The sequence below is a fragment of the Actinomycetota bacterium genome, from assembly GCA_019347675.1.
Classification (GTDB): domain Bacteria; phylum Actinomycetota; class Nitriliruptoria; order Nitriliruptorales; family JAHWKO01; genus JAHWKW01.
This window is the reverse complement of record JAHWKW010000005.1, coordinates 16,938-42,164: the sequence shown is the minus strand read 5'-3', so window position 1 is coordinate 42,164 and position 25,227 is coordinate 16,938. Positions and strand designations below refer to the sequence as shown.

Sequence of the window (25,227 nt, the reverse complement as noted above, 5' to 3'; positions counted from 1 at the left end):
GACAGCGACGTTCAGCGCTCACATCGACGTCAACGGATCAGCGCAGCTGTGACGACAACCGGTCCCAGCTGACGTGAACGGCGCCGGGGACGGCGTCGGCGGCGGCGTCGACCTTCTCGGGGTCGCCGTCGACGAAGATGATCGGGGCGTCGCTGCGGCTTCGGACGTGCACGGCAACCTCACGACCGTGGGATGCCAGGCGCCGCAGGGAAATGACGACCGCGTCGGGGGGCTCTTCGAAGATCCGGTGGGCGGCGCGGGCGCCATCCTCAGCCTCGACCGCCACCTCGTGGCCTTGCTCCCGCAGGTCGCCGGCCAGCTGTTCGGCCTCCTGAGCGTTCCAGTGAACCAAGTAGATGCGCATGTCGGCAGGCTACGCGCCATCCGACGCCGTCCACCGTGTCCGGTCAGACCGGCCAGGTCGGTTCGACAGGCGTCGCCTACCGGACGAGTTCGCAGTGGGGAACTCGAGCGCGGCCGCCTTGGCATCCCGACCGACGAACGCCATCGCTGTGGCGGGAACCTCGCACATGCCCGACAGGCTGCGGAGGCCGGATCGGATCGGCTGGACGTTGTGACACGCGATCCGGTTGTGGGTTGCTGCACGCAGGTGTTCGCTGGCCCGTGAGCGCACGTGGACAGCCCAACATCTCGGCGAAGGAGGAACGTCATGGGATCCGGGGACGACAACCTCAGGACGCAGACACGAGAGCGGCTGGCCGCGCTCATGAAGACGCAGGCCAGTGCGCAACGGCTGAAGGCGCAAGGGGCGTCCGCGTCAGAGTTGGGCCACAAGCAGTCGGTCCTGATGGCTGACGCCAGGGCGATCATCGAGGACTGGCCGGATGCGCCGAGGACCGTGGGTGAGAAGCTCCTCGAACACTACGGTCCCCCCAACGAGGCGACACCGACCAAGCTGTTCTGGTACCGCGCCGGCCCGTGGGCTCGGATGGAGCTCAGCGCGGACGAGGTGGTGCACAACTTCCCAACGCCGCACACCGATTTCCTGACCCAGTACATCGACTACCCGATCGACCCCAGACGAGCGACCGACGTGGTGACGTTCGACGGCAGCGCAATCGTCGACCGGACCGCCGGGCAGATCGGCTCACGTTGCGACCATGAGCCGTTCAACATGCTGACGCTCAACTTGGCGGTGGAGATCATGGAAGGTCGCCGGACGATCCAGGAGGCGCGGGATCTCTACGGCGACACCGCCGCCGCGTTCGTGATGGGACGCGACGCCCCGTACGCCGAGGAACTGCAGTTCGACATCCCCGCCGGGGACACCGCCGACCCCGACGAGTCGATCATCGCAACCGACATGCTCGAACAGATCAAGCAGAAGTTCAAGGACTTCCTGGGGGAGGGAGAAGTCCCGCGGTAGGTCTCTCGATCTGGCTTGTCGTCGGGGCCGAGCACACATGAACGAGCAGGAGTGCTGGCAGCTGCTCAACTCGGCCAGGTCCGCCGTGCTCGGCACGGTGCATGAGCAGCGTGGCGTCGACGCGGTGCCGGTCGTCTTCGCCGAGCGGGGAGACGACCTCGTCACACCCGTCGACCGGGTGAAAGCCAAGGCCAACACCACTCTGCAACGCGTCCGCAACATCGAGGCTGATCCTCGCTGCGTGCTGCTCGCCGATCACTACAGCGACGACTGGACGGGGCTCTGGTGGGTCCGGGCACACTGCCGGGCGTCGGTGACCGCGCCCGAACGGGCGCCCGATGCGGTGGCCGCCCTGGCCGCCAGGTACCAGGCCTACCGCGATCCGGACGCGATCGACCGGCTGATCGTGCTTCGCGTGACCGACCTGGCCGGCTGGCGCGCTCAGAGCTGACGCTCAATCGGTGCGCCGTTCCATTCGCCGACGGCGATGGACAAACGCAGGTCGTGTCGGGCACGAGCCACGACAGTGAATGGCGTGGCGACGCGGCGGGTTACCCAGTCTCGAGGGCCCGGACCGGCCCTCGAGACGGAGGGACACCACATGGCCACGCAGAGGATCGGAACGAGCGTCGTCGCCGGCGTCGTCGGCGGCGTCGTCTTCGGCGCGATGATGCACATGCAAGGCATGATCGGGATGATCGCCGGACTCGTCGGCGGCGACGGTGCCGCACTGGGGTGGACCGTTCACCTGATCATCTCGGCGATCATCGGCGCGGGCTTCGGGCTCACGCTCGCCCGCGGCGTCTCCGGCTGGGGCTCGGGGCTGGGTCTCGGAGTCGTCTACGGGGCGATCTGGTGGGTGCTCGGCCCGCTGCTGATCATGCCGCTGCGGATGGGTATGCCGCCGTTCCAGATCAACGAGACATCGCTGATGAGCCTCGTCGGGCACCTGATGTTCGGCGTCGTCCTCGGAGCGGTGTACGTCGCGGTGGCGAAGGCGACGACCGAGGAACTCGTCACGGACCGGACACGGACGGCTTGACCCCCGTCAGCGCAACGAGTCGGGTGCGCCCGTCGACAGGAACGAACGCAGCTGCCGGCGGCCGGATGCGACGAGGCCGGACACGTCTCGGGCATCGATGCCCAGCACGGCGGCGACCTCCACGTAGCGCATCCCGACCGCATCGACGAGGTACACGGCGGCACGAGCGGGCAGTGGCAACCCCGCCATCGCCCGGTGCAGGTCCGAACCCCGCGTCGGCTCCTCGGGAGGCATCCGGCCGAGATCGGCCGCCGCCTGGTAGGTCAGGCGGTGCAGCGTGCTCGGGTCCGTGCCGGCAGGGCACGCGACGAGAGACGGCAGGACGCTGACGAGCAGCGACTCCCCGGCCCGGTCGCCACCGGCGTACAGACAGCATGCGGCGTACAACTCTTCGAGGTGCGACGCGGCGGGGACGGTCGCGCCCGAGCCCCGCGAGGAGACGTCGGACTCGGCACGGTCTCGCTGCACCGCTGCCTCCTGTGCGTTCGCTGTGGAGTCTGCCGGCGCATCCGGGCGAACAGCATGCCGAACGTCGGGGGACGGATGTACCGGACCGCCCCGAGGACCGTCACGCGCGCGACGCCTGGCCTAGGGTCGGACCGTCAATGCCGCGATCCGACGAAGGGAGCGGATGGTCATGTCCGACATCCGTGTCTTCATCGCCGACACCGATCAGCAGGGACGCGATGATCTCGTCGGCGACGTCGAGCAAGCCCGCGGGCTCGCTCTCGCAGGAGCGGCGGCGACCGATGACGACGGTCTCCTGCAGATCCTGTCCACGAACCCGGATGCCGTGGTCGTGCGGATGCCGACCTCGAACGAGGCCATCGACCTGTGTCGACGTATGCTCGACGCCCGTCGGCGGATCCGATGCCTGGTGGTCGCCACCACCAGCGAGGAGGAAGCTTTCGTCCAGGCGGTCCTCGCCGGCGCGGCGGGCATCGTCCGTCGGGAACGGCTGGTCGCGACGCTACGCGACGAGGACAGGGAACTGCTCGAGCGGGCCACACACATCCTGGAGACCTACGGCAGCCGCGATCCTGATGATCTGTTCGCGGAGCTGACCCCGCAACAGCGCGACGTGGCCCTCCTGGTCGTATCGGGAGCGACCAACAGCGAGATCGCGGCGCGGCTCAACATCTCGCCGCACACGGTCCGCAACTACCTCAGCCGGATCCTGTCTCGGCTCAGGATGCGCAACCGCACGGAGCTCGCGGCGGGACTCGCGGCGGCGCTCGTGCGAGCCGGTATGGATACGCACCGCCGGTAACCCGGCAGCCGGCACGGCTTATTCCACGGTGATCCGACATTCGTTCGACCGTGTTGCGCGCCTGCGCCCAGGCACCCGAAGGCTTACCAACGAAGCAAGGCTTCTGGAAAGGTTCGTATGGCGTTCAACATTTGGGCTGGCTTGCTGGCGGGTTTCGCCGGCACGATCGCGATGACCGCGCTGATGCGCATGTCCATCGCGATGGGGATGACGAACATGCCGCCTATGCCCCTGATCCAGGACGCGATGGTAGCGACGACCCCGACACCGCCAGGAAGGTCGGGATGTTCGCCCACGTGGCTATGGGCACGATCGTGTTCGGGTTGCTCTACGCCGTGATCTTCGCGGGGCTGCTGGGAACCGCCGGTTGGATCACCGGCCTCATCGTCGGCCTGATCCACGGCGTCGTCGCCGGGGTCGTCATGAAGATGATGGGCCACACCCACCCGCGCATGGAGGCCGCCGCGCAGTTCACCGGGGGACAGAGCTGGCGCCACGACGCTGACGGCATCCACATCGCGCAACCGGGACTGTTCGCGAAGAACTACGGGGCGATGACCCCGGTCGGTTTGCTGATGGGCCACGCCGTGTTCGGTCTCGTCGTCGGCATCGTCTACGCGGCCGTCGTCGGCTAGCCAGCGCACCGGCGGCAGGTGACTGTCGCGCGGTCAGGCAACTCCCGGCGCCTTCGGGACGTCGTCGACGCGATCGTCTCCTCGGCGCCCGCGAACAGCCGGATCACGGTGATGCCCGGTCCGGTCGGACTGGGCTCACCATCGACAACCCCGCAAGCCGCCATCGAACTTCAACGACTGATCAACCGTTCGTCCATCGGCATCGTTGAATGAACCGGTCCGCCGACCGGGCGCGTCGATGCCGGGTTACGGGCGATTCTCACGCTCCGCGCGGCTGATCGCCCACGCGGCGTTGACCAGGCCGACGTGGCTGAAGGCTTGCGGGAAGTTGCCGAGCAGTTCCCCCGACGTCGGATCGACCTGCTCTGCGAGCAACCCGAGATCGTTGCGGGGCGCGATCGCCCGTTCGAAGACGTCCCGGGCGCGGGCAACGTCACCTGCGAGCGCGTGGCAGTGCGCCAGCCAGAAGCTGCACAGCAGGAACGTGCCCTCTCGTCCCTCCTGGCCGTCATCGGTTGCGTGTTCGTAGCGGTACACCAGCCCACGCTGGTCCGTGAGGTGCTCCTCGATCGCCGCGATCGTCGCCTGCATCCGCTGATCGCCGGCCGGGAGGAACCCTGTGATCGCCAGCATCAACGCGGAGGCGTCCAGGACCTCGGAGCCGAACGACTGGGTGAACGCTCCCGCGCGCTCGTTCCACCCGTCGGACAGGATCGCGTCGCGGATCTGCTCACGGACCTGCTCCCACCCCGCGACCTTGTCGTCGGCGTCCAGCCACGAGGCGAGGTCGATGGCCCGGTCGAGGGCGACCCAGCACATCAGCTTGGAGTACAGGAAGTGCTGCGGGGGGGAGCGCATCTCCCAGATCCCCTGATCGGGCTCTGGCCACCACTGCGCCGCAGCGTCAGCGCAGTCGGTGAGGAAGCGCCGGCTGGGCTGGTCGAGGTCGCCGATCTGTTCTCGCAGCCGGTGGGTGGCGTCGAGTAGCTCACCGAAGACGTCGAACTGGCGCTGACCCCAAGCGGCGTTGCCCACCCGCACCGGTCGACTGTCTCTCCACCCCCTGAGGTGCGTGAGCTCGCGCTCCGTCAGGTCGTGTTCACCACCGACCCCGTACATGATCTGCAGTTGCCCGCCGTCACGCAGATCGGCGGCGGCCGACCCCACCATCCACCGCAGGAACGCGTCGGCCTCGTCGGGACAGGCCGCGACCCACAGCGCGTTCATCGTTAGGCTCGCATCCCGTACCCACGCGTAGCGGTAGTCCCAGTTGCGCTCCCCGCCGACCGACTCGGGCAGCGACGTGGTCGCCGCGGCGACCACGGCACCGGTGGGTTCGAACGTCAGTCCCTGCAGAACCCGTCCCGACAGGTGCACCAGGTCGGACCACGGACCGTCGTAAGCCTGATGCTGGCGGGACCATGCCTGCCACCGCTCCACCGTCATCTGCAGCTGCTGGCGGACCGTCTCCGCCGTCCACACCTCCGGATCGTTCTCCCATGAGCGCGTCCACTGCACCGTGAAACACGCCTCCTGTCCTGCGGCCATCATCCAGGTCGCCGTCGCCTGCCCGTCGGAGGTCTCCACCGGTACCGGCGTGGACAACGTCAGCTGGTCGGGGCCGCCCCACGTGGCGACGCCGGTCTCGGTCCGCCGCAGCAGCGGGACGGCCAGTCCGTACTCGGGTCGCGGCCGGAACGACATCTGCATCCCTACCTCACCTTCCACGCACCTGGCGATCCGGATCAGCGTGTGCGGCGCGTCGCGCCCGAGCAGGTGCCCGCCAGGGTCCTCCCCGAGCGTCAGAGCATCCGTCACCGTCACCGTGCCGCCGCGGGTGGTGAACGTCGTCTCGAGCGCCAGCGACCGGTCGAGGTAGCGGCGCGAGATGTCGGCCTGCTGCCGTGGACCCAGTCGCCACTCCCCGGCCGTGTCATCGAGGAGCGCGCCGAACACCGACGCCGAGTCGAACCGGGGGAAGCAGAGCCAGTCGACCGTGCCATCACGGTCCACCAGCGCTGCCGAGTGCAGATCCGAGAGGAACGCGTGCTCACCGATCGGGTGGTGGCTCACTGTGGCGACTCCTTCGTTCTGTCAGGGCAACCCGCGAGCGCGCCCTTTCTTCCCATGGGTTGCCGGTAGTCTCCGACACGCTCGTGAAGTTGGCGGTTCGTCGATCTCGCGTCAACGGGGTTGCGCGGATCCGCGATCGAACAAGGTGCAGTCGTACCCGGACCTTCGTGCGCGGTCGGCGACCTCGTCGCTGGTTCCGACCACGACACTGCTGGCGCAAAGCCGTGACCTGCCATGAGGATGCCTGCCCGTGCACAGGATCTGTGTCGTCACTCCCGCCCCGCCACAGTCGACGCGGGGCAACCGCGTCACCGCCCAACGGTGGGCACGGATCCTGCGCGACCTGGGTCACCGCGTGCAGGTGGGCGAGTCGTACGACGACGAGCCCTGTGATGTCCTGGTCGCCCTTCACGCCCGCCGTAGCGCAACATCGATCGCCCGCTTCCACGAGCGCCATCCCCAGCGGCCGATCGTGCTGGCCCTGACCGGCACCGACGTCTACCGCGACATCCACACCGACGCGGAGGCGCGCCGGTCGCTGGAACTCGCCGACCGCTACGTGGTCCTGCAGCCCCTCGCTGTCCAACAACTACCGGCGCAGCTGCAACCCCGCGCTCAGGTCGTGGTGCAGTCCGCCGTCCCACCGCCGGGTCCGCGCCGCCCGCTTCCGGACCTGTTCGAGGTGTCGGTCCTGGCCCACCTGCGCAAGGTCAAGGACCCGCTGCGCACCGGGCGCGCCGCCCGGCTGCTGCCGGCCCGATCACGGATACGGGTCGTGCACGCCGGTGGGGTGCTCGACGAGGAGCTGGGCCGCGCCGCCAAGGAGGAGATGGCGACCAACCCGCGCTACGCCTGGCTCGGCGAACTGCCGCGCCGGCACGCGCTTCAGATCCTGGCCCGCTCGCGGTGCATGGTGCTCTCATCGACCTCCGAGGGCGGTGCCAACGTCGTCTCCGAAGCACTTGCCTGCCGGGTCCCGATCATCGCGTCGCGGATCCCCGGGTCGGTGGGCATCCTCGGAGAGGACTACCCCGGGTACTTCACCCCAGGCGACACCGCCGACCTCGCGGCGATCCTGTACCGCGTCGAGACCGACGCCGATCTGCAGCGGTCGCTGCGCCACGCGTGCGCCCGACTCGCCCCGCTGGTCGACCCCGCGACGGAGCGCGCAAGCTGGCAGCAGCTCCTCGCCAGCCTCTGACGATCGCAACGGCGACAGAGGTGGCACGCGGCAGCGGGCCCTGTCGGACCCGGTGACATGGCGAGACTACTCGCCTGTTTCTCGTCGAGCGCTTTCCGTGCGGTGGCGGGTCGCCTCGAGGTAGCGCTCCGCCTCCGCCCGCAGGGCGTCGGCCTGTTCCTTGGCCTGCGGCGCGCGCATCCCGAGGGCGATCGCGGCGAACTTCACGCCTTTGAAGTACGGCGTCATGGCATCGGGGGGGAACGCGCCGTCGCTGGGATCGGGCTCCTCGCTCGCCGGAGGTGGCTGGTCGACCGGCTGCACGTCGCGGTCCTCGGCGAAGGCCCGGACCCGCTCGACCAGCTCCGCTTCGCTCAAGCGGTCCGAGAACTCCCCACCAACCTGGCGGAGCAGCTCCTCACCGTCGGGACCCACCACCACGACCGCTGGCCGAGCCACGCCCTTGTCCTCGTGCCACAGCCCGTAGGGTCGGATGACCCCCTCGCCGTCGGGGTCGCTCAAGATCGGGAAAGGAAGGTCGAGCTTGTCCACAAGCGCGGCGTTGGTGGTCGGCTCATCCACGCTGATCGCCACCACGCGGGCCCCAGCGTCGGTCAGATCCCCGTGATGCTCAGCCAGACCGGCGAGCTGCCCGTTGCAGAACGGTCACCAGTCGCCACGGTAGAACACCATGACCACCACGTCCCCGCGGTGCTCCGACAGCGTCCAGGGTTGGCCGGCCTGGTCGGTGAGCGCGAAGTCAGGCACCGTCACGGCAGCTCCCGTCTCGTTGGCTGCGGGGTCCCTTGCGCCACCTTCCAGCTTCCACCAGGCGACGCCCGCCGTCAACCAGCCGCCGTGGTCGTCTGCATGGACTGTCACCGAACCGACGGGAGGATCGGGAGTATCCTCCTGGAGTCCCCGACGGGGAGGTCATCGGTGGGCCCGTCATCGCCCGATCCGGAAAGTCGAGATCGCGAACCGGCGGGCATCGAGGCGGGCGCCCGTCCGCTCGATGCCGCAGCGATCACCCTGGAGCGCGACGGCTTCATGCGAAGCCTCCTTCGTCATCTCACGGGGGCGTTGCAGGACGTCGTCGGCCTGGACGATGCGTCCGGGTTCGTGAGCGTCGTCGGTGGCACGATGGGTCGTGAGCTCGACGCTGACTACCGGCGAGCGCTGGGCGTGGCACGCCTGGACCGTGAACAGGTCGCCGCTGTGCTCGTCGACCTCAAGCGCCGCATCCAGGGCGATTTCTTCGTCATCTCGCAGGACGACGACCGGATCGTCCTCGGAAACCGTGCGTGCCCCTTCGGGGACAAGGTCCACGGACGGCCCTCGCTGTGCATGATGACGTCGAACGTGTTCGGCGCGATCGCCGCGGAGAACCTCGGCTACGCCAAGGTCGATCTACAGGAGGCCATCGCACGGGGTGACGCCGGATGCCGTGTCGTCGTGTACCTCCGTGAGACCGATGACGCGGAGATGGCCGAGGGCCGCGAGTACTTCCCGGTTGCTCGTGTGGGTCTGGACACTTCATGAGCGACGACGACGTCGCGGTCGTCGCGTCGTTCGCTGCGATCGCCGACGCACTGGGGCAGCCGGCCGCGCTGATCGACCGCGCCGGCAAGTTGATCGCGACGAGCCGCCGGTTCGACCGCGAGGTCCGGGCGCAGCGGGGCGGAGATTCGCTGGAGGCGCTCGCTGACGACGACCCCGACACGGTCGAGCGGCGGGTCGCCAGCTGGTTCGCAAGCAGCTCTCCTGTGCCGGGCGCGCTGAGCTTCGGGGGCGTCGCCCACCGCGGTGACGGTGCGCGCCTACCTGGCCGCGAGTCCGCGGTCATCCGGTTCGCTCCGCGCCGCGACACGACCCGGGCCTTCGCGGAGTTGACCCGAACGGTCGACATCCACCGACTGGAGCACACCAAGCAGCGTCTGCGGGTCGCCCTTCGCGCGCTGGGCGAGGCGAACACAGCGCTGGCGTCGTCCAACGAGGAGCTCGACCGGTTCGCGTCTGTGGTGTCCCACGACCTGCGTACGCCGCTCGCGGTGATCGCCGGTCTGGCCGGTCTGCTCGCCGACAGCGACCTCGACGAGGACTCCCGCGCGCTGGTCGAGGCGATCGTCCGGAACGCCGACCAGCTGCACCAGCAGGTCGAGGCGATCCTCGCGGTCGCCCGGTTCGGCAGCGCCCACCCACCCCACACCCCGGTGGAACTCAACCGTGCCCTCGCCGAGGTCCGCGCGAGACTGGACGCCAGGCTGGTCGAAGTTGACGCGGAGTTGCAGGTCGACGAGCTGCCGGCCGTCATGGTCAGCGAGGTGGAGCTCGTTCAGCTGTTCCAGAACCTCGTCGAGAACGCCGTGAAGTTCCGCCGCCTCGACCGACCGCTACGGATGCGCGTCCGCGCGGTGGTCGACGGCGGTCGCGTGCACATCACCGTGGCCGACAACGGCATGGGGATCGCCGCCCACGACCGTCAGCGGCTGTTCGACCTGTTCGCACGGGGCGACACTGACCGCCCCGGCACGGGCGTCGGGCTGGCCACCTGCCGACGGATCGTGATGCGCCACCGGGGCCACATCCGCATCGATGACGGGATCGACGGCGGCACCGCGTTCCACTTCGACCTCCCCCTGCTCCCCACCCCGGGCTGAGCGCCGGCTCCGCGGCGCCGGCGTCGCTCGTCGGGATCGACGACGAGCGGGCGTGACAGCCAGCTAGCGTGCGGCGATGGATCGGGGACGCTCCAGCGCTGGCTGGGGGGTGTCGCGTCCGGCGGGAGGATGGTCTCTTGCGGACATGGGGCGAGTTCGAGACGGCGATGGCGCCGGCCGGCGCAGGCGCGCTGGATCCGCGGGGTCCCGTGGCGGAGGCGATCGCTGACCTCTGGTGGTTGATGCTCGCGCTCGGCGTGGTCGTCTTCGTCATCTTCGCTGCGCTGCTGCTGGCGGGTCTCGGTCGCCAGGCGTCCGACGACGCACCCGACATGGCACGCCACAGGCAGCTGGTCACTCGCTGGATCGGCGTGGGCGGCGTCGCGATGCCGGCGGTCATCATCGTCGTCGTGTTCGCCGCCACGCTGCAGACGATGGCCGATGTCCCGTCGAGCGCACCCGCCGACGCGCTCAAGATCGAGATGACCGGGCACCAGTTCTGGTACGAGATCCGTTATCCGGGGGAAGGCGTCGTGACAGCGAACGAGTTGCACCTGCCGGTCGGACGCGACATCGCCATCAGCCTCACATCTGCCGATGTCATCCACAGCTTCTGGGTGCCGGAGCTCGGCGGGAAACTCGACATGATGCCGGACCGCACCAACACCCTGGTCGTGCGAGCGGACGTGCCGGGCGAGTTCCGCAGCAGGTGCGCCGAGTTCTGCGGCCTGCAACACACCAAGATGGGTCTGGTCGTCGTTGCGGAGGATGCCGACAGCTTCCGATCGTGGATCTCGAGCCAGCAGACGTTCACTGAACCGACCACTGCGGACGCGCGAGGGGGCCGCCAGGTCTTCGTCGGCGCTGGCTGTGTCAACTGCCATGCGCTGCGCGGCGCGTCGGGTGGCGGGACGCCGGCTCCGGACCTGACCGACCTGCCACTGAGGCGGACGCTGGGAGCCGCCACGCTGCCGAACACCCGCGAGAACCTCGCGCGATGGATCACCGATCCGCACGCCATCAAAGAGGGCGTCGCGATGCCCGGTACCGCGTTGAGCGACGAACAGCTCGACGCGCTCATCACCTACCTGACCGCCACCCGATGAGCGCAACCTCCGGAGCACCACCGCCGACATCCGAGATGCCGGTCGTCGACGAGCCACGCACCGACGAGGAGCTCGATCGCCTCTGGGCCGACCCGCCCGGCATCTGGGGTCAGCTCACGGGCGTGCAGAACGACAAGATCGGCTCCCGGCTGATGCTGACCGGGTTCTTCTTCCTGCTGCTCGGCGGCAGCTTCGACTCGTTGGTCATGCGTGCGCAGCTGGCTGTACCCAACAACTCGCTCGTGAGTCCCCAGCTGTACAACGAGCTGTTCACCAACCACGGCACCGTGACGATGTTCCTGGTCATCCTGCCGATCTTCGAGGGGTTCGCGATCCTGCTGCTCCCGCTCATGCTCGGGACGCGCGAGATGCCGTTCCCGCGGCTCGGGGCGTTCGCGTACTGGACGTTCCTCTTCGGCGGCTTGATGTACTACAGCAGCACGTTGTTCCAGCTCGTCCCCGACAACGGTTGGTTCGCCTACACCCCACTCAGCGGTCCGGAGTTCTCGCCCGGTCTCGCGATGGACTTCTGGGTGCTCGGGTTGGGGGTCGCCGAGGTCGGGGCGATCGCGGCCGCGGTCGAGATCATCATCGGCATCTGCAAGATGCGGGCGCCGGGGATGACGATCAGCCGGCTGCCGCTGTTCGCGTGGGCGATGCTCGTGACCTCGTTCATGATCCTGTTCGCGTTCACGCCGCTGATCATCGGCAGCCTGCTGCTCGAGCTCGACCGCGGCTTCGGCACCCAGTTCTTCGACGTCGAGCAGGGCGGCAGCTCGCTGCTCTGGCAGCACCTGTTCTGGATCTTCGGTCACCCGGAGGTGTACATCCAGTTCCTCCCCGCAACGGGGATCGTCTCGATGGTCCTGCCGGCCTTCACGAGGCACCGGATCGTCGGCTACACCTGGCTCGTCGCCGCGATGATCGCGATCGGCTTCCTGTCGTTCGCGCTGTGGGCACATCACATGTTCACCAGTGGCCTGTCACCCTTGGTCCTCAGCTTCTTCGCCGCCGCAAGCATGGCGATCGCGATACCGGCCGGTGTCCAGATCTTCTCCTGGCTCGCCACCATCTGGGCCGGCCGGCCGGTCTGGGAAACACCGTTCCTGTTCGTCCTCGGCTTCCTGGTGATCTTCGTCATCGGCGGTATCACCGGCGTGATGGTGGCCGCTGTTCCGTTCGACCTCCAGGCGCACGACACGTACTTCGTCGTCGGGCACCTGCACTACGTCCTGATCGGCGGTGTCGCGTTCCCCATCTTCGCAGGCGTCTACTACTGGTGGCCGAAACTGACCGGCAAGATGCTCGACGACCGACTCGGCCGCTGGAACTTCTGGCTGCTCTTCGTCGGCGTCAACGTCACGTTCTGGCCGATGCACCGTGTGGGGCTGATGGGGATGCCGCGGCGGGTCTACACGTACGACAGCGGGCTGGGCTGGGAGATCCCCAACCTCATCGCCTCCATCGGTGTCCTGATCACCTTCGCCGGCATCGGCGTCTTCATCCTCAACCTGGTACTCAGCTGGCGCCGTGACGAACCCGCCGGCCACAACCCCTGGGGCGCCGACACGTTGGAGTGGGCGGTCCGGTCACCGCCACTCGAGCACGGCTGGTCGGTCGTCCCGATCGTCCGCAGCCGTCACCCGCTGTGGGAGCAGCGGGAGCTCGATCGCGGCGAGGAACGCCTCGAACGCTTCGTCCACGCCCTATCCCAATGGCCGTTGAGGTGGCGAGCAGCGGTCGTCGTGGGGACCGCCGACGCCCGACCGCAGGAGGTGTTCCGCGTCTCCGACCCGTCGCTGTGGCCGCTCATCGCGGGCGGAGGCGTCGCGCTCATCTTCCTCAGCGAACTCGTCAAGCTGCGTTGGGGCGCCGCGTTCGCCGCAGCGATCGTCGTCATCGCCGCGATCGGCTGGAACTGGCCGTCGGAACCGCCGATGACCGTTGAAGACGAATCGGAGTTCGAACGACAGCACGACGTCGCGGTGAACGCCGGTGGCAGCGTCGTCATCGCCCGGTGGGGTATGGGCCTCGCCATCCTCTTCGTCGCCATCGCGTTCGCGAGCCTGCTGTTGAGCTACTTTTACCTCCGGCTCGAGAACCCGGACTGGCCACCGGACGGCGTCACCGCTCCCTCGCTCACCTGGCCGATCGTCGCGGCGGCGCTGGTCCTCAGCAGCGCAGGCGCTGTCCAGGCGGCGGTCCGTCGTTTGGCCCGCAGCGAGCAGTCGGCGTTCATGGCGCGTCTGGCCACCGGGCTGGCGCTGGCGATCGCAGCGGCGTCCGTACAGATCTGGGACATCTCGCGTGTCGGCTTCGGCCTGCGCGACCACGCCTACGGATCCATCTTCTTCACGGTGACCGGCTTCGTCGTGACGGTCTTCTCCGCGGCGGTGATCATGGTCGCGGCCACGCTGTACTGGGCCGTGCGCGGCATCTACACGAGCCGACGGTACGCACCGGTCACGAACGTCGCCCGGTTCTGGGTCGCCATGGTCGTCGTCTGGCTCGTGGGCTTCGGCACGCTCTACCTCGGGCCGCACCTGACATGACACCGCCCGAGAACCACGCAGACGACTCGACGCAGGCGGGAGCCCGGTCACCGACCCGTGGCACCCCCGTGCCGGTCGATCTGTCCGCGGATCGGTCGGTCCGACGCACATGGGCCGTGTTGCTCGCCGGCCCGGTCATCTGGTTCAGCCATTTCATGGTCGTCTACCTCGTCGCCGAGGCGGGATGCACGGGCGGTGGACCCGGCCTCGTGGTGTTCAACCCGCCGGTACCGGTGGTCGTGACGTGGGTGTCAACCGTGATCGCCGTGCCGCTGTGTGCGGCCGCCGCGTGGTGGGCGTGGCGGCGGTGGCGCGCGAGCGTCGACGTCCTGAAGGGGGCCCCCGATGACGCGTCCGAGCTGTCGGGCGAGCTCGACGACGATCGGCGGCGAGGATCGTTGGCGTTCGCGGGTCTCCTGCTCAGCCTCTTCTCGATCGTTGCGGTGGCCTTCACGGCGGCACCGGCGATGGTCCTCGGTCCATGTTGAACAACCTCCTCGCACACACCGGGCAGCCTGCAGCTCCCCACGACGTGTGGACAGCATGGCACCTTCATCCGGTGCTGCTGTTCGCGCTGGTCGGCGCCGTCTGGCTGCACCGCAAGGGTTCCGTGGGCAGTGGCCGACCGGCCGACGTTTGGCGGGCGAGGGCGTTCATGAGCGCGGTTGCGGTGCTCGCGGTGGCGCTGGTCTCCCCCCTGGAGCGCATGGCCGCAGCGCTGGCCTCGGCGCACATGGTGCAGCACGTGCTGATCGTGTTGGTCGCTGCCCCGCTGTTCGCCGCGAGCGCCCCGGGCAGCCGCCTGCTGCGAGGCAGCCCTCTCCTGGTGCGGCGTGCTCCTAGCCACCTGCGGCGGCTGTGGCTCGGTTCGTCGCGCGCCGCTCTACCGACGAACCCGGCGACCGTCTGGCTGCTGCATGTTGCGACACTGTGGACGTGGCACAGTGCCGCGGCCTACGACGCGGCCGTGCGCAGCGGGGCCGTGCACGCGATCGAGCACGTGACTTTCCTCGCGACCGCGATCCTGCTCTGGCGGGTGATGATCGGCGGCCGCGGGGGCAACGTCCCGGGAGGTCTCGCGCTGCTGCTGATCTTCGGCACCGCGATGGCGAGCGTGCTGCTCTCCGTCTTGCTCACGTTCGCGACCGAGCCGTGGTACGACGCGTACACGACCACGACCGGGGTGTGGGGCCTGGATCCCTTGGCCGACCAGCAACTCGCGGGGGTGCTGATGTGGGTACCGGCGGGGATGATCTACATGGGGATCGGCCTGTCACTGTTCGTGTCGTGGATCCACCGCAGTGAACGAGCCACCGGGTGACGGCAGCCGTTCCACGCCGCGCGGGGCGACTTACCGAAATGAGCCTTGCGCGGCGCTGACGAGCGTCCGGACGCCACTCCTACCATGCGGTCGTACCGTCGACGGTCGGCGGTGCCGGGGAGGGTGGGCCGTGCACGCACGACAGTCGATGCTCACGCCGTTCGCCCTCATGGTGCTGGCGGTGGTGGCTCTACAGCCCGCGATCGCTTCGGCAGGCACGCAGGACAGCGAGACCTCCGGACGCGAGGTCTTCGAGCGGAACTGCGCGATGTGCCACGGTCGCGACGCGTCCGGGATGATGGGGATGCATCCCTCGCTGCGCGGAGCCGTCGAACGCCTCACCCGGGAAGGGGTCCAGCTCACCATCCGCAACGGGCGCGCCACCCAGCCGCCCATGCCGGCCTTCGGGGACCGACTGACCGACCAGGACATCGCCGACGTCATCGCCTACCTCGACTCCCTGCCGGTCGGTCCCCGCAACTTCGGTCCTCGCAACGACGGTATGGGGGGGCGAAGAGACAGGATGGACGGCGGGATGATGCAGGGCGGGATCGTGATGCTGCTCGCCACGCTGCTGGTGCTCGCCCTCGTCGTGCTGGCGGTGGCTGCCATCGTGTGGGTCATCCACCAGGGCAGCGGCGGCCGCTCCGTCTCCGCGCCGGGGTCCCCCGCGCGCGACGAGCTGGATCGGCGCTACGCGACCGGCGAGCTGAGCCGCGACGAGTACCTCCAACGCCGCCGTGACCTGGAGACCTGAGCATGGAAGGCACGACCGCATGCGCCGAGCAACGCCCGCGCGCCCCGGACGGCACGACGATCGGCCGAACGCGTCCTCCACCTGCGCCTTCCCCGCTGCAGTAAGGCCGTGCAGCCTCGGAAATGGACTCCAACTGGGTGCCGGCCCAAGCGGCGGCTCGCCCTTTACATCTGAGGGCATGGTCACACCGCGAGCAGGACGACGGCGTAGGCCATAGCCGCGCCGATGAAGGGCAGCAGCCGGCTCTGCCGGTCCGCGGGGAGTTCCTCCTTCAGCACGTTGAGGATGACGCCACCGGCGATGAACGCAAGCGGAAGGCCGAGCGCGGCTTCATCCAGCCTCGCCACCTGCCCAAGCGCCCAGCCGCTGAGGACAGCGGCCGATACGAGCCACCGGCCGACCCGGTGGTACAGCGCCCCGTGGTGCTGGCGCAGGGCGTGGTCGTTGACGAGGAAGTGGACGCCCATCGCGAAGGCGAAGGGCCACAGCGAGGCGTCCTCGACGTGCTGGCGCTCGACGAGCACGTACCCGATGATCGCGTTGTACAGGCCGTACGACGCGAGGTGGATCCAGCCGATCGCATGCGCCGCCCGATCCGGACGGTCAGGTAGGAAGCCGCCCGAGGTCGCGGCTCCCTCGACGGGACGTCCTCTCGGGCGGCGGGCCACGTTTTCGAGCACGTAGAAAGTGACGATCCCGGCCAGCGCCACCAGGTACGTGTGCCGCTCGAGGCCGGCGAGGACGCCCGACTCGTTCACCGCCGCCTGGATCTTGGCGAGTTCGGGCAGCAGGTGCACGAACACATACGCGAGGGCGATCCCGCCGGCTGCCGACAGCCAGCGGCTGCGGGGGACCCGATCGAGGAACCGCAGAGCCGATGCCCCGGCGTGCAGCAGGCCGAGGCCCAGCGCCGCGATCAGGCTCTCCACCGCGTGCTCTCAGCGGTCGTTCAGAGGCCGGTACGACACGGAGGCGTTCGCCGGCGTCCAGGCCGCCTCGATGCCATGCCGGTCGCGGATCGCAGCGACCTCGAAGACGCACGACGGCGTCAGGACTCCGGCACGTCCGGCGCAACCTCGTCCCGGCGGGCGCCCTGACCGCCTGGAGCGTGGAGGCTTGGGTCCTGCCCTCGGCCGGTGCCGACGACCTCGACGAAGCTGATCACCGATCAGTGCTGTGGCCAACGCCAGTCCGTCCGTTCCAGGTAGGCCTGCAGTCGAAGTCGCCGGGGCCTATTCGCTTTCAGGTCGCGGCTCAGGCGTTCGGCGTCGTTTGCGATGCCCAGGTCATCGAGAAGGCCGAAGTCAGGGACGGGCGGCGCGTCGATGTCGCGGTCCTCGGTGGCGCGTAGGTCGAGCAGGCTGTCGACGGCCGCCCTGAACTGACGAACCAATCCGGGATCGAGGCGGTGCTCGGATGCCTGGATCAGAAACAGGGCGTCGTCAAGCGCCGCCAGCTGGACCGGGAGAGCGCTGCGCTCGTCGATCCCTCGGAAGTAGTGCATCACCGGGTACGTGAGGTGGCGTTCGCCGGTCAGCAGGATGTCGCGGGTGAGGGCTGGCAGCGACGATCCGATCGCGGCGAAACCACCCTCAGCGGTGTTCCGCACGATGTCGGACGGGCCGCTGCCAAGACACGCGATGAACGCCGCCTGCCGGCGTCGGTCGGTCACGGCCGTGACGACGGGTACCAGGTAGGTGATCGCGAGCGTCGCCAACCCGAGTCCGTTGATGAGGGCGAGAGATGCGATGTTCTCCCACGAGCCTGCGGGGACGTAGTTGCCCAGCCCGAGCGTGAAGACGGTGTAGGCAGCGAAGAAGAACCGGCCCGACAGGTCCGCCGGTTGACCGGTCGACGCCTCGACGACCGCCGACGGGTCGGCAGAGAAGATGAGCGCCCATCCGACCCACAGCAGCAGCCAAGAACCGGCGGTGAGGGTCAGGATGAGCGGTCCCGCGGTGACACGAGGGATGCCGCCCGGTATGCGCGATATCGCCGCCCACACCGCCGCAGTCGTGGCGCCGGTCAGCGGGCCGGCGCGTGTGCTCGGCGACAAACTCGTCGACACCGCGTCTACCGCGGCGACCACGACGAGGACGGCGCCGACAGCAAGCATCCACCAATCCACCGTGCCTCCACCGGATGACGACGCACGGCGACGGTAAGCGGTCCAGGAACCGAGCATGCGGCCGCTCGGACGGCGTTGCGCCCGGCCGCGGCGACGTCGCCGGAGCATCCCGTTCACCGAGGCCGCGCACAACGTGGGGGGTGTCGTGCCGTCGTCGTGGTCGATGGACCGGTCGTTCGCAGCCGGGACCGTGGCATCAGCCTTCGCCATCTACCTACTGTTGATCGCGTTCAGCCGAGTGATCGGTCTGCGGGCGTTCTCGTAGATGACCGCGTTCGACTTTGCGGTGACGGTCGCGCTCGGTGCGATCGTCGGGTCGACCGCTGCAGGAGCCGTCGGGCTCCCGGCAGATTCGTTGGCATTGGCCTCCTTGTTCATGTTGCGGGGGGCGGTCGCCATGCTCAGACGCCAGGGACTCGACCGTCTCGTCGACAACCGGCCGATCATGCCATGAGGGAGAGACGGTTCCGAGACGACACCCTCCGACAGGCCAAGGTGACTCGAGCCGATGTGACGAGGCGACCAGCAGCGATGAGTCGATCAACCGCGAACTGGTGGAGCGGGTCGTAGACGTTTGATCGGCGATCGCGCTGCGCGCGGATCGTGTCGTTTTCGCCCATGCCCTCACCCGCCCGTGCCTCACCCGCCCGTGCCTCACCCGCGCGGGCGACCGGGACGCGGCTTTGCCGACCGTGCGCCACCCGGCACGGCGCGAAAGGGCGTCGCGGACGGTGGACCGGTCCCGCGCAGATATCCGAGCTGCTGTGGGATCGCTGTCCGCGGACTCCTCACGGCTCTCACGATCCGTGAGCTCGGCTACCACCCCGTAACGAGGCCATGCTCGTAGGCGTAGATCATGCGGGCTGCGCGATCGCGAACCCCGAGCTTGCGCGCGTGCGCATGCGGTTGCCTTGGACGGCTGCGGTCGCGGACGCATTCGCGCCACCGTTCCTACGGCAGCGGACGCTCCCGTTCCTGCCGCGTTTCGCGGGTACTGCCGGTTGGGTCGCGCGACGAAGTGCGGCGCGCCGGTTGGTCCCCGGGGTGCAGGAGCCGGCACTCGCGCGGATGCTGCCGGCCTCATTCGCGGCGGCGCGTCTACTGCTTGCGAACGGTTATCGACGTGCCGTCGCTGTCGCCGTCGAGGTCGTGGTTGGCGGTGCCGTCGTACGCGTAGTCCGTCTTCGTGACGCCGGTCACGGTGAAGGTGACGCTGCCGTCACGCTTCGGCAGGCCGTTGACCGACACCGTGCAGCGCCCGGTCGCGCCGGTGTCGCAGGTGGCATCGCCCTCGCTCCCGCGTTCGGTCCTCCACGAGAACGAGACCGTGGCGCCGTCGACGAGCGCGTCGTTGGAGTCGTGCACCTCCACCGTGACCAGCGCGTTCCACGTCGAGCCCTCGCTGACACTCGCGCCGTCCAGGTCGCCGACGTGCAGGATGAACGCCTCGGTGACGCTCATCTCGACGGCGGCGGAATCGGTGCCCCCGTTGCCGTCGCTGACGGTGTAGCCGAACGCGTCGGGACCGACGAAGTCGGTCGGCGGCGTGTACGTGAGCGTGTTGTCCTCGTTGATCGTCACGGTGGCACCGCTGTTGACGTTCGTCACCTCGGTCACCGACAGCGTGTCACCGTCGATGTCGCTGTCGTTGGCGAGGACGTCGACGGTCACGCTCGTGTTCTTGGTCGTGCTCGCGCTGTCGTTGCTGGCGATCGGCGCATCGTTCTCCGGGGCGACGGTGATCGACACGCTGGCGTCGCCGCTGTTGCCGTGCTCGTCGGTGACGCGGTAGGCGAACGAGTCCGGGCCGTTGTAGTCGGCGTCGGGCGTGTAGGCGATTGCCGCCGCGTCGGTGTTGGGCGTCCCGCTGATGCAGGCCGCGTTGTCGAGGCTGCTCAAGCTGCCGTGCGCAGGCCCGGAGACGATCGAGAAACCGAGCTCACACGTCTCGGCGTCGGATCCGCTCAGGGTCACGATGACCGACGTGTCCTCGTCGGTGTTCGTCGCGATGTCGGTCGCGGTCGGCGGGCTGCCGGTTGTGGCCAGGTTCGGACGCAGAACGAACAGACCCTGCTCGATCCCGCTGACAACGACCACGCCGCTGGCGAAGTACGGGTAGTTGCTCCACGCGCCGTTGAAGTCGGCCTTGTCGTCCGTCGGGTAGACGTCGAAGTAGCCGACCTCCGACAGGTTCGCCGTCGTCACGTCGACCAGCTCGAGGATCCGCAGCCCGGCGCGGTAGTTCGCCTGGTAGCTGAACCGGCCCTGGACGTACTGGTTGTGGTCGATCGCCGTCGTCGCCCCGTCGAAGGACCCCACGAGCGTCGGCGCGTCGAGGTCGGAGACGTCCCAGACCCGGGTGCGCGTGTTGTGCCCCAGGTTCCGCTCGTCGAGCTCGTCGTCGAGCAGGAAGTACGTCTGGTCGTCGGTGAGCCACCCCTGATGGGTGTAGCCGGAACCGGCGTAGCCGACGCGGGCCAGCATCAGCGGGGTCGCCTTGTCGGTCACGTCGACGATGGTGACGGTGTCCTCATTGGAGTTGAAGCAGATCTCGCGGCCGTCACGCGCCGCGTCCGGCCCGGCGTAGATGACGCACTGCGTGTCGTGGGTGTAGCCGTCGGCGCTGAAGCAGCCCGCGAACGACGGGCTCGTCGGGGTCCGGATGTCCACCATGTGCAGGCCGCCGCTGCAGCTGTTCTTACCGCTGGCGCCGACGACGTAGGCGAAGCCGCTGGCTTCGTTGATAGCGACATTGTGCGCCGAGCCGACGCTGCTGTAGTAGGCGGTCTCGGCGAAGGTGACCGGTGGGCTCGTCACGTTGCGCAGCTGCGTCAGGTCGAAGACCTGCATGCCGTGGTTCAAGGCTTCGCTGACGATGAAAGCGTGGTCGGCGTAGACCTTGATGTCGCGCCACGACGACCCGAACGCACCGTGGGTCGGCAGCTCGCCGAGGTAGACGGGGTTGGAGGGGTCGCTGATGTCGACGAAGGACGTGCCGAACACACGGCCGACTATGGCGTACTCCTTGCCGCTCGCCGTGTCGGTCCAGCCCCAGATGTCATTCGCAGCGCTGTTGCTGCGCGTCCCGCCGATGTCGGACAGCGGCAGGAACGCCAGCAGGTCGACGTTGCTGCACGGATAGCCGGCGGCGAAGCCGTCGGTGCAGGTCGCGCTGCCCGTGGCCTCCAGGCTCGCCGGCTCCTGCTGGTCGGCGGCGAACGCCTTCATCACCTCGGTCGCGTGCGGAGGCGCGGGAGCGTGGTGGGACGGACCTTCGGGATGGGCGGCCGCAGGCGTGGTCAGCGCCACGACGAGCGCGGCGACCACAAACGGGACGGCAGCCGCCCGCGACGACTTCTTCGACGGCTTCATGACAGCCTCTCCAGCCGGTTGCTCTGTCGAGATGAGGGGTCGAGCCGATCGGCGGCGGCCGTCCTCGTCGCCCCGCGGGAACGCCCCGCCGGCGGAAGCATACGACGCAGGAGGTCAGCCGGGGCGAGGATCTTGTCGCAGTTCGTATCGCCCGTTCGACTTCCGTCTTGGCGGGCCACGGGCGGACCTCCGGTTCTCGGTGTGGAAGCGAGAAACCGGAAGGCTTGCAGCCCGTGCGCCTCACCGAGCAACCTCAAACCGCCAACACGCCGGGACCACCCGCCCCGACGACGCACCCCTATGCCGGGATACCGCTCATTCGGCTGCGGCGTGAAGGGCGCCGCCTCGACGTCGCAGCCCGCGAGTCGCCCGCGATGCGCCGACGAAGATGTATGGGGATGTATGGGCATGACGACGGCACCGTCAGCGCGATCGTTGTCCGCGACGCACCAGCGTTGGTCTGCGACCTCTGCGAAGGGCCATCGTCAGTGGAAACAGCGGGACCCACGGCGGTTCACGTTCGCCTGAAACATCAACCGAACGTCATGAACGAGAATCCAGGTTCGATCGCACGAGCATGGCGGATGAGGGCCACCGGGATGCATCCAACGAACGGCGGGGCGCATCGGACGGCGGTACGGCCCCGTCATCGCGGGAGGGGGAGCGTCCCTCCGGACCCGCGGACTCTCCTCCGTCGGTCGGTGAGCGTCCGACCGCGACCTCGAACGGGTGATCCTCGCCGACGAACGGCTCGGGCAGGAAAGTGGGCCCTGTTCGGCCATCCGCACACGCGCCAGGGAAGCGCCCTGCCGCAGCAGCCCGGATCCAACCTGCTGGATGACGGATCCGTGGAGGTCGACGACTTCGGGGACTTTTCTGCCAGGGGTTTACGGCGCCGGTGACATTGTGCCACCGGCCGGGCGCCCTTCCGGGCGCGCAAGTGGGATCGCCTCAGCCGAATGAACGACCGCCGCCATCATGATCGACCACGAAGTGGCTATGCGCCATGACGGCCATGCCGTCGCGACCGCAACCTCGGCCGAGCTAACTTCAGCTCGTACGCAGGCCAAAGCAGCCCCAGTCAACGGCGGTGGTGACGGCTCGCGGTCACGGCCACCGACCGACCGCGGAGCGGGTCAGGCGGGGATGGTGTAGCCCGCTTCCTGGATGCGTGCGGCGATCGCGTCCTCACTGACGGCGTCTCCGTCGAAGCGCACCGTGACGCGGCCCGCGGCGTGGTCGGCGCTGACCGTCTCGACGCCGTCGAGCCCGCCGACCGCGCGCTGGACCGACTGCTCGCAGCCGGTGCAGGTCATGCCCTCCACGGTGATGGTGTGCTCCTGTGTCATGTTGCTCCTCCTGCTTCGGTCCGGCGGCCGAAGCGGCGCAGCCGGAGGGAGTTGGTGACGACGCTGACGGACGAGAACGCCATGGCAGCGCCGGCGATGATCGGGTTGAGCAGGCCGACGGCAGCGAGCGGGATCGCGAGCGTGTTGTAACCGAACGCCCAGCCGAGGTTCTGGAGGATGGTGCGGTAGGTGCGCCGCGACAGCTGGATGGCGGTGACCACGCCGTCCAGGTCGCCGCGCATGAGTGTCAGGTCGCTGGACTCGATCGCGACGTCCGTGCCGGTGCCGATGGCGATGCCGAGGTCGGCCTGGACCAGCGCCGGGGCGTCGTTGACGCCGTCGCCGACCATGGCCACGACCTGTCCCTCGGCCTGGAGGCGCTCGACCTCGCTCTTCTTGTCCCCGGGCAGGACCTCGGCCAGCACCCGGTCGATGCGGACCTGGTCGCCGATCGCGGTGGCGGTGCGGGCGTTGTCGCCGGTGATCATCGCGACCTCCAGGCCCATGCCGTGGAGGCGCTCGACGACCGCGGCGGCACCGTCCTTGAGGGTGTCGGCGACCGCCAGCACACCGCGGACCTCGCCGTCCCAACCGGCGAACACGGCCGTCCTCCCCTGCTCCTCGAGGGCCGTCGCCGCGTCCTCGAGCCGCTCGGGCAGCACGAGCCCGCCCTCCGCAGCGAGCTTGCGGCTTCCGACGATGATCTCGGTGGCGTCGACGGTGGCGCGGACCCCGTGGCCGGCGACGGCCTCGAACGCGCTCACGGTCGGCAGGTCGACGCCACGGTCCCGGGCACCGCCGGCGATCGCGCGACCGATCGGATGCTCGCTGGCGTCCTCCACGGCACCGGCCAGCCGTAGCAGCGTGTCCTCGTCGTCGGCGACGACGTCGGTGAGCGCCATCTCGCCCCTCGTCAGGGTGCCGGTCTTGTCGAACACGACGGTGGTGATGGTGCGGGTGCGTTCGAGCATTTCGACGCCCTTGACGAGCACGCCGAGCGACGCGGCGCGACCGGTGCCGACCATGATGGCGGTCGGCGTCGCGAGCCCGAGCGCGCAGGGGCAGGCGATGATCAGCACCGCTACCGCGGCCACCAGACCGGCCACCGCCTCGCCGGCGAGCAGCCACCAGGCGACGAAGGTCAGCGCGGCGACCACCATGACCACCGGCACGAAGACCGCGGAGATGCGGTCGGCCAGCCGTTGCACGTCGGCCTTGCCGGCCTGGGCTTCCTCGACCATGCGCACGATCTGGGACAGGGCGGTGTCGGCGCCGACGGCGCTGGCGCGCACGGTCAGCACGCCATTGGCGTTGACCGTCGCACCGGCCACCGCGGAACCCTCGGCCTTCTCGACCGGGACGGACTCGCCGGTCAGCATGGACTCGTCCACGGCGGAGGCGCCGTCCACCACCTCGCCGTCGGTGGGGATCTTCTCGCCGGGCCGGACACGCAGCAGATCGCCGACGACCACCTGGTCGACCGGGATGGTGACCTCCCGGCCGTCGCGGATGACGGTCGCTTCCTTGGCGCCCAGCTCGAGCAGCGCGCGGATGGCGCGTCCCGCACGTCCCTTCGCGCGCGCCTCGAAGTAGCGGCCCAGTACGAGGAAGGCGATGATCAGCGCGGCGGTGTCGAAGTACACGTCGCCGCCGGTGAACAGCACCACCGTGGAGTAGAGGAAGGCGGCGAGCGTGCCGATCGCGATCAGCGTGTCCATGTTCGCGGTGAGCCGGCGGGCGCGCTTGCCGGCTTCGCGCAGGAACGGCCACCCGACGTAGAACTGCACCGGCGTGGTCAGCGCGAACTGCCACCACCGGCCGGCAGCGCTCTCGCCGAAGTCGCCGGTCAGCATCGCGATGGCCATCACCGCCAGACCCAGCGGCCAGGCGATGAGCACCCGGCGCAGCCACGCGCGCTTCGCGGCTTCCTCGGGATCCTCCGCGCCGGCGACCTCGCGCGACAGCTCGGCGGCGGGCGACAGGCCGTACCCCACGCGCTCGACGGCGGCCTGCAGGGCTTCCGTGCTCGCGACGCCGGGGTCGAGCTCGACACGCGCTCGGGCGGTCGCGAAGTTGACGTCGGCGCGGGCCACGCCCGGCTGGCCGGCCAGCGCGTTCTGCACCCGCGCAGCGCACGAGCCGCACGTCATGCCCTCGACCTCGAAGTCGAGCGTGGTGACGCCGGCGCGGCGCAGGTCGTAGCCGATGCGCTGCACCGCGTCCGTGAGCGCCTGCTCGTCGACGTCCTCGGTGAGGCGCACGCGCGCCTTGCCGGTCGCGAAGTTGACCTCGGCCTCGCTGACGCCCGGCTGGGCACCGAGGACCTTCTGCACGCGAGCAGCGCAGGAGCCGCAGGTCATCCCGTCGACCTGGAAGTCGAGGGCGCGCTCCTGCG

At 69.1% G+C, this 25,227-nt stretch carries 25 protein-coding genes; 15 read left to right on the top strand and 10 right to left on the bottom strand.

The window, feature by feature from the left end:
- Positions 1 to 37 precede the first annotated feature (37 nt).
- Positions 38 to 364 carry a hypothetical protein gene (locus KY462_04405; GenBank protein MBW3576976.1) on the bottom strand — a complete coding sequence of 109 codons (327 nt, stop codon included), beginning with the start codon at positions 362 to 364 and terminating at the stop codon, positions 38 to 40.
- Between the two features lie 306 nt (positions 365 to 670).
- On the opposite strand from KY462_04405, the gene KY462_04400 reads away from it, so the two are divergent.
- The 3 genes from KY462_04400 (at position 671) to KY462_04390 (ending at position 2,429) form a co-directional block, all read left to right on the top strand.
- Complete coding sequence (locus KY462_04400) at positions 671 to 1,387, top strand: hypothetical protein (protein ID MBW3576975.1); 717 nt, start codon at positions 671 to 673, stop codon at positions 1,385 to 1,387.
- A 37-nt stretch (positions 1,388 to 1,424) separates the two neighbouring features.
- The gene (locus KY462_04395; GenBank protein MBW3576974.1) at positions 1,425 to 1,838 is read left to right on the top strand and encodes a pyridoxamine 5'-phosphate oxidase family protein; all 414 of its coding nucleotides are present in this window, start codon (positions 1,425 to 1,427) and stop codon (positions 1,836 to 1,838) included.
- Positions 1,839 to 1,988: 150 nt separating this feature from the next.
- Positions 1,989 to 2,429, top strand: a complete 441-nt coding sequence (locus KY462_04390; GenBank protein MBW3576973.1) for a hypothetical protein — start codon at positions 1,989 to 1,991, stop codon at positions 2,427 to 2,429.
- A gap of 6 nt (positions 2,430 to 2,435) precedes the next feature.
- Here the strand turns inward: KY462_04390 and KY462_04385 are convergent, their stop codons facing one another.
- Positions 2,436 to 2,897, bottom strand: coding sequence for a hypothetical protein (locus tag KY462_04385; protein ID MBW3576972.1), 462 nt, complete (start codon positions 2,895 to 2,897; stop codon positions 2,436 to 2,438).
- A gap of 169 nt (positions 2,898 to 3,066) precedes the next feature.
- On the opposite strand from KY462_04385, the gene KY462_04380 reads away from it, so the two are divergent.
- Positions 3,067 to 3,699, top strand: a complete 633-nt coding sequence (locus tag KY462_04380; protein MBW3576971.1) for a response regulator transcription factor — start codon at positions 3,067 to 3,069, stop codon at positions 3,697 to 3,699.
- 50 nt (positions 3,700 to 3,749) lie between these two features.
- Positions 3,750 to 4,334, top strand: a complete 585-nt coding sequence (locus KY462_04375; protein ID MBW3576970.1) for a hypothetical protein — start codon at positions 3,750 to 3,752, stop codon at positions 4,332 to 4,334.
- Between the two features lie 246 nt (positions 4,335 to 4,580).
- Here KY462_04375 and KY462_04370 read toward each other — a convergent pair whose 3' ends face one another.
- The gene (locus KY462_04370) at positions 4,581 to 6,407 is read right to left on the bottom strand and encodes a glycoside hydrolase family 15 protein (GenBank protein MBW3576969.1); all 1,827 of its coding nucleotides are present in this window, start codon (positions 6,405 to 6,407) and stop codon (positions 4,581 to 4,583) included.
- 250 nt (positions 6,408 to 6,657) lie between these two features.
- Here KY462_04370 and KY462_04365 point away from each other — a divergent pair, with 250 nt between their 5' ends.
- Positions 6,658 to 7,608 carry a TIGR04348 family glycosyltransferase gene (locus KY462_04365; protein ID MBW3576968.1) on the top strand — a complete coding sequence of 317 codons (951 nt, stop codon included), beginning with the start codon at positions 6,658 to 6,660 and terminating at the stop codon, positions 7,606 to 7,608.
- A 66-nt stretch (positions 7,609 to 7,674) separates the two neighbouring features.
- On the opposite strand, the gene KY462_04360 is transcribed toward KY462_04365, so the two are convergent.
- Together KY462_04360 and KY462_04355 are read right to left on the bottom strand one after the other, a co-directional pair.
- Complete coding sequence (locus KY462_04360; GenBank protein MBW3576967.1) at positions 7,675 to 8,226, bottom strand: peroxiredoxin family protein; 552 nt, start codon at positions 8,224 to 8,226, stop codon at positions 7,675 to 7,677.
- A 27-nt stretch (positions 8,227 to 8,253) separates the two neighbouring features.
- Positions 8,254 to 8,361 carry a peroxiredoxin family protein gene (locus KY462_04355; protein ID MBW3576966.1) on the bottom strand — a complete coding sequence of 36 codons (108 nt, stop codon included), beginning with the start codon at positions 8,359 to 8,361 and terminating at the stop codon, positions 8,254 to 8,256.
- Positions 8,362 to 8,577: 216 nt separating this feature from the next.
- On the opposite strand from KY462_04355, the gene KY462_04350 reads away from it, so the two are divergent.
- The 7 genes from KY462_04350 to KY462_04320 all read left to right on the top strand — a co-directional run bounded on the left by KY462_04350 (position 8,578) and on the right by KY462_04320 (position 15,983).
- Positions 8,578 to 9,129 carry a transcriptional regulator gene (locus KY462_04350; GenBank protein MBW3576965.1) on the top strand — a complete coding sequence of 184 codons (552 nt, stop codon included), beginning with the start codon at positions 8,578 to 8,580 and terminating at the stop codon, positions 9,127 to 9,129.
- The gene (locus KY462_04345) at positions 9,126 to 10,247 is read left to right on the top strand and encodes a HAMP domain-containing histidine kinase (protein ID MBW3576964.1); all 1,122 of its coding nucleotides are present in this window, start codon (positions 9,126 to 9,128) and stop codon (positions 10,245 to 10,247) included. Before KY462_04350 ends, KY462_04345 begins: the two co-directional genes overlap by 4 nt.
- Positions 10,248 to 10,384: 137 nt before the next feature.
- The gene (gene coxB / locus KY462_04340) at positions 10,385 to 11,353 is read left to right on the top strand and encodes a cytochrome c oxidase subunit II (protein ID MBW3576963.1); all 969 of its coding nucleotides are present in this window, start codon (positions 10,385 to 10,387) and stop codon (positions 11,351 to 11,353) included.
- A gap of 35 nt (positions 11,354 to 11,388) precedes the next feature.
- The gene (gene ctaD / locus KY462_04335; GenBank protein ID MBW3576962.1) at positions 11,389 to 13,905 is read left to right on the top strand and encodes a cytochrome c oxidase subunit I; all 2,517 of its coding nucleotides are present in this window, start codon (positions 11,389 to 11,391) and stop codon (positions 13,903 to 13,905) included.
- 68 nt (positions 13,906 to 13,973) lie between these two features.
- The gene (locus tag KY462_04330) at positions 13,974 to 14,393 is read left to right on the top strand and encodes a hypothetical protein (protein MBW3576961.1); all 420 of its coding nucleotides are present in this window, start codon (positions 13,974 to 13,976) and stop codon (positions 14,391 to 14,393) included.
- Positions 14,387 to 15,226, top strand: a complete 840-nt coding sequence (locus tag KY462_04325) for a cytochrome c oxidase assembly protein (protein MBW3576960.1) — start codon at positions 14,387 to 14,389, stop codon at positions 15,224 to 15,226. Before KY462_04330 ends, KY462_04325 begins: the two co-directional genes overlap by 7 nt.
- A 130-nt stretch (positions 15,227 to 15,356) precedes the next feature.
- A complete protein-coding gene (locus tag KY462_04320; protein MBW3576959.1) occupies positions 15,357 to 15,983 on the top strand; it encodes a c-type cytochrome in 627 nt (208 codons plus the stop codon).
- Between the two features lie 182 nt (positions 15,984 to 16,165).
- Here KY462_04320 and KY462_04315 read toward each other — a convergent pair whose 3' ends face one another.
- Positions 16,166 to 16,912, bottom strand: a complete 747-nt coding sequence (locus tag KY462_04315) for a hypothetical protein (protein ID MBW3576958.1) — start codon at positions 16,910 to 16,912, stop codon at positions 16,166 to 16,168.
- 239 nt (positions 16,913 to 17,151) lie between these two features.
- Complete coding sequence (locus tag KY462_04310) at positions 17,152 to 18,111, bottom strand: potassium channel family protein (GenBank protein ID MBW3576957.1); 960 nt, start codon at positions 18,109 to 18,111, stop codon at positions 17,152 to 17,154.
- A 55-nt stretch (positions 18,112 to 18,166) separates the two neighbouring features.
- Here KY462_04310 and KY462_04305 point away from each other — a divergent pair, with 55 nt between their 5' ends.
- Together KY462_04305 and KY462_04300 are read left to right on the top strand one after the other, a co-directional pair.
- Positions 18,167 to 18,376, top strand: a complete 210-nt coding sequence (locus KY462_04305) for a hypothetical protein (GenBank protein ID MBW3576956.1) — start codon at positions 18,167 to 18,169, stop codon at positions 18,374 to 18,376.
- A complete protein-coding gene (locus KY462_04300) occupies positions 18,377 to 18,565 on the top strand; it encodes a hypothetical protein (protein ID MBW3576955.1) in 189 nt (62 codons plus the stop codon).
- A 644-nt stretch (positions 18,566 to 19,209) separates the two neighbouring features.
- Here the strand turns inward: KY462_04300 and KY462_04295 are convergent.
- From KY462_04295 to cadA, 3 genes are all read right to left on the bottom strand, one after another.
- Positions 19,210 to 21,483, bottom strand: coding sequence for a choice-of-anchor B family protein (locus KY462_04295; GenBank protein MBW3576954.1), 2,274 nt, complete (start codon positions 21,481 to 21,483; stop codon positions 19,210 to 19,212).
- A gap of 1,136 nt (positions 21,484 to 22,619) precedes the next feature.
- Positions 22,620 to 22,832: a cation transporter gene (locus tag KY462_04290; protein ID MBW3576953.1), complete on the bottom strand. Its 213-nt coding sequence runs from the start codon at positions 22,830 to 22,832 to the stop codon at positions 22,620 to 22,622.
- Positions 22,829 to 25,192 (bottom strand): cadmium-translocating P-type ATPase, encoded by a 2,364-nt coding sequence (cadA, locus tag KY462_04285; GenBank protein ID MBW3576952.1) that lies wholly within the window; start codon positions 25,190 to 25,192, stop codon positions 22,829 to 22,831. Before cadA ends, KY462_04290 begins: the two co-directional genes overlap by 4 nt.
- Positions 25,193 to 25,227: the final 35 nt, after the last annotated feature.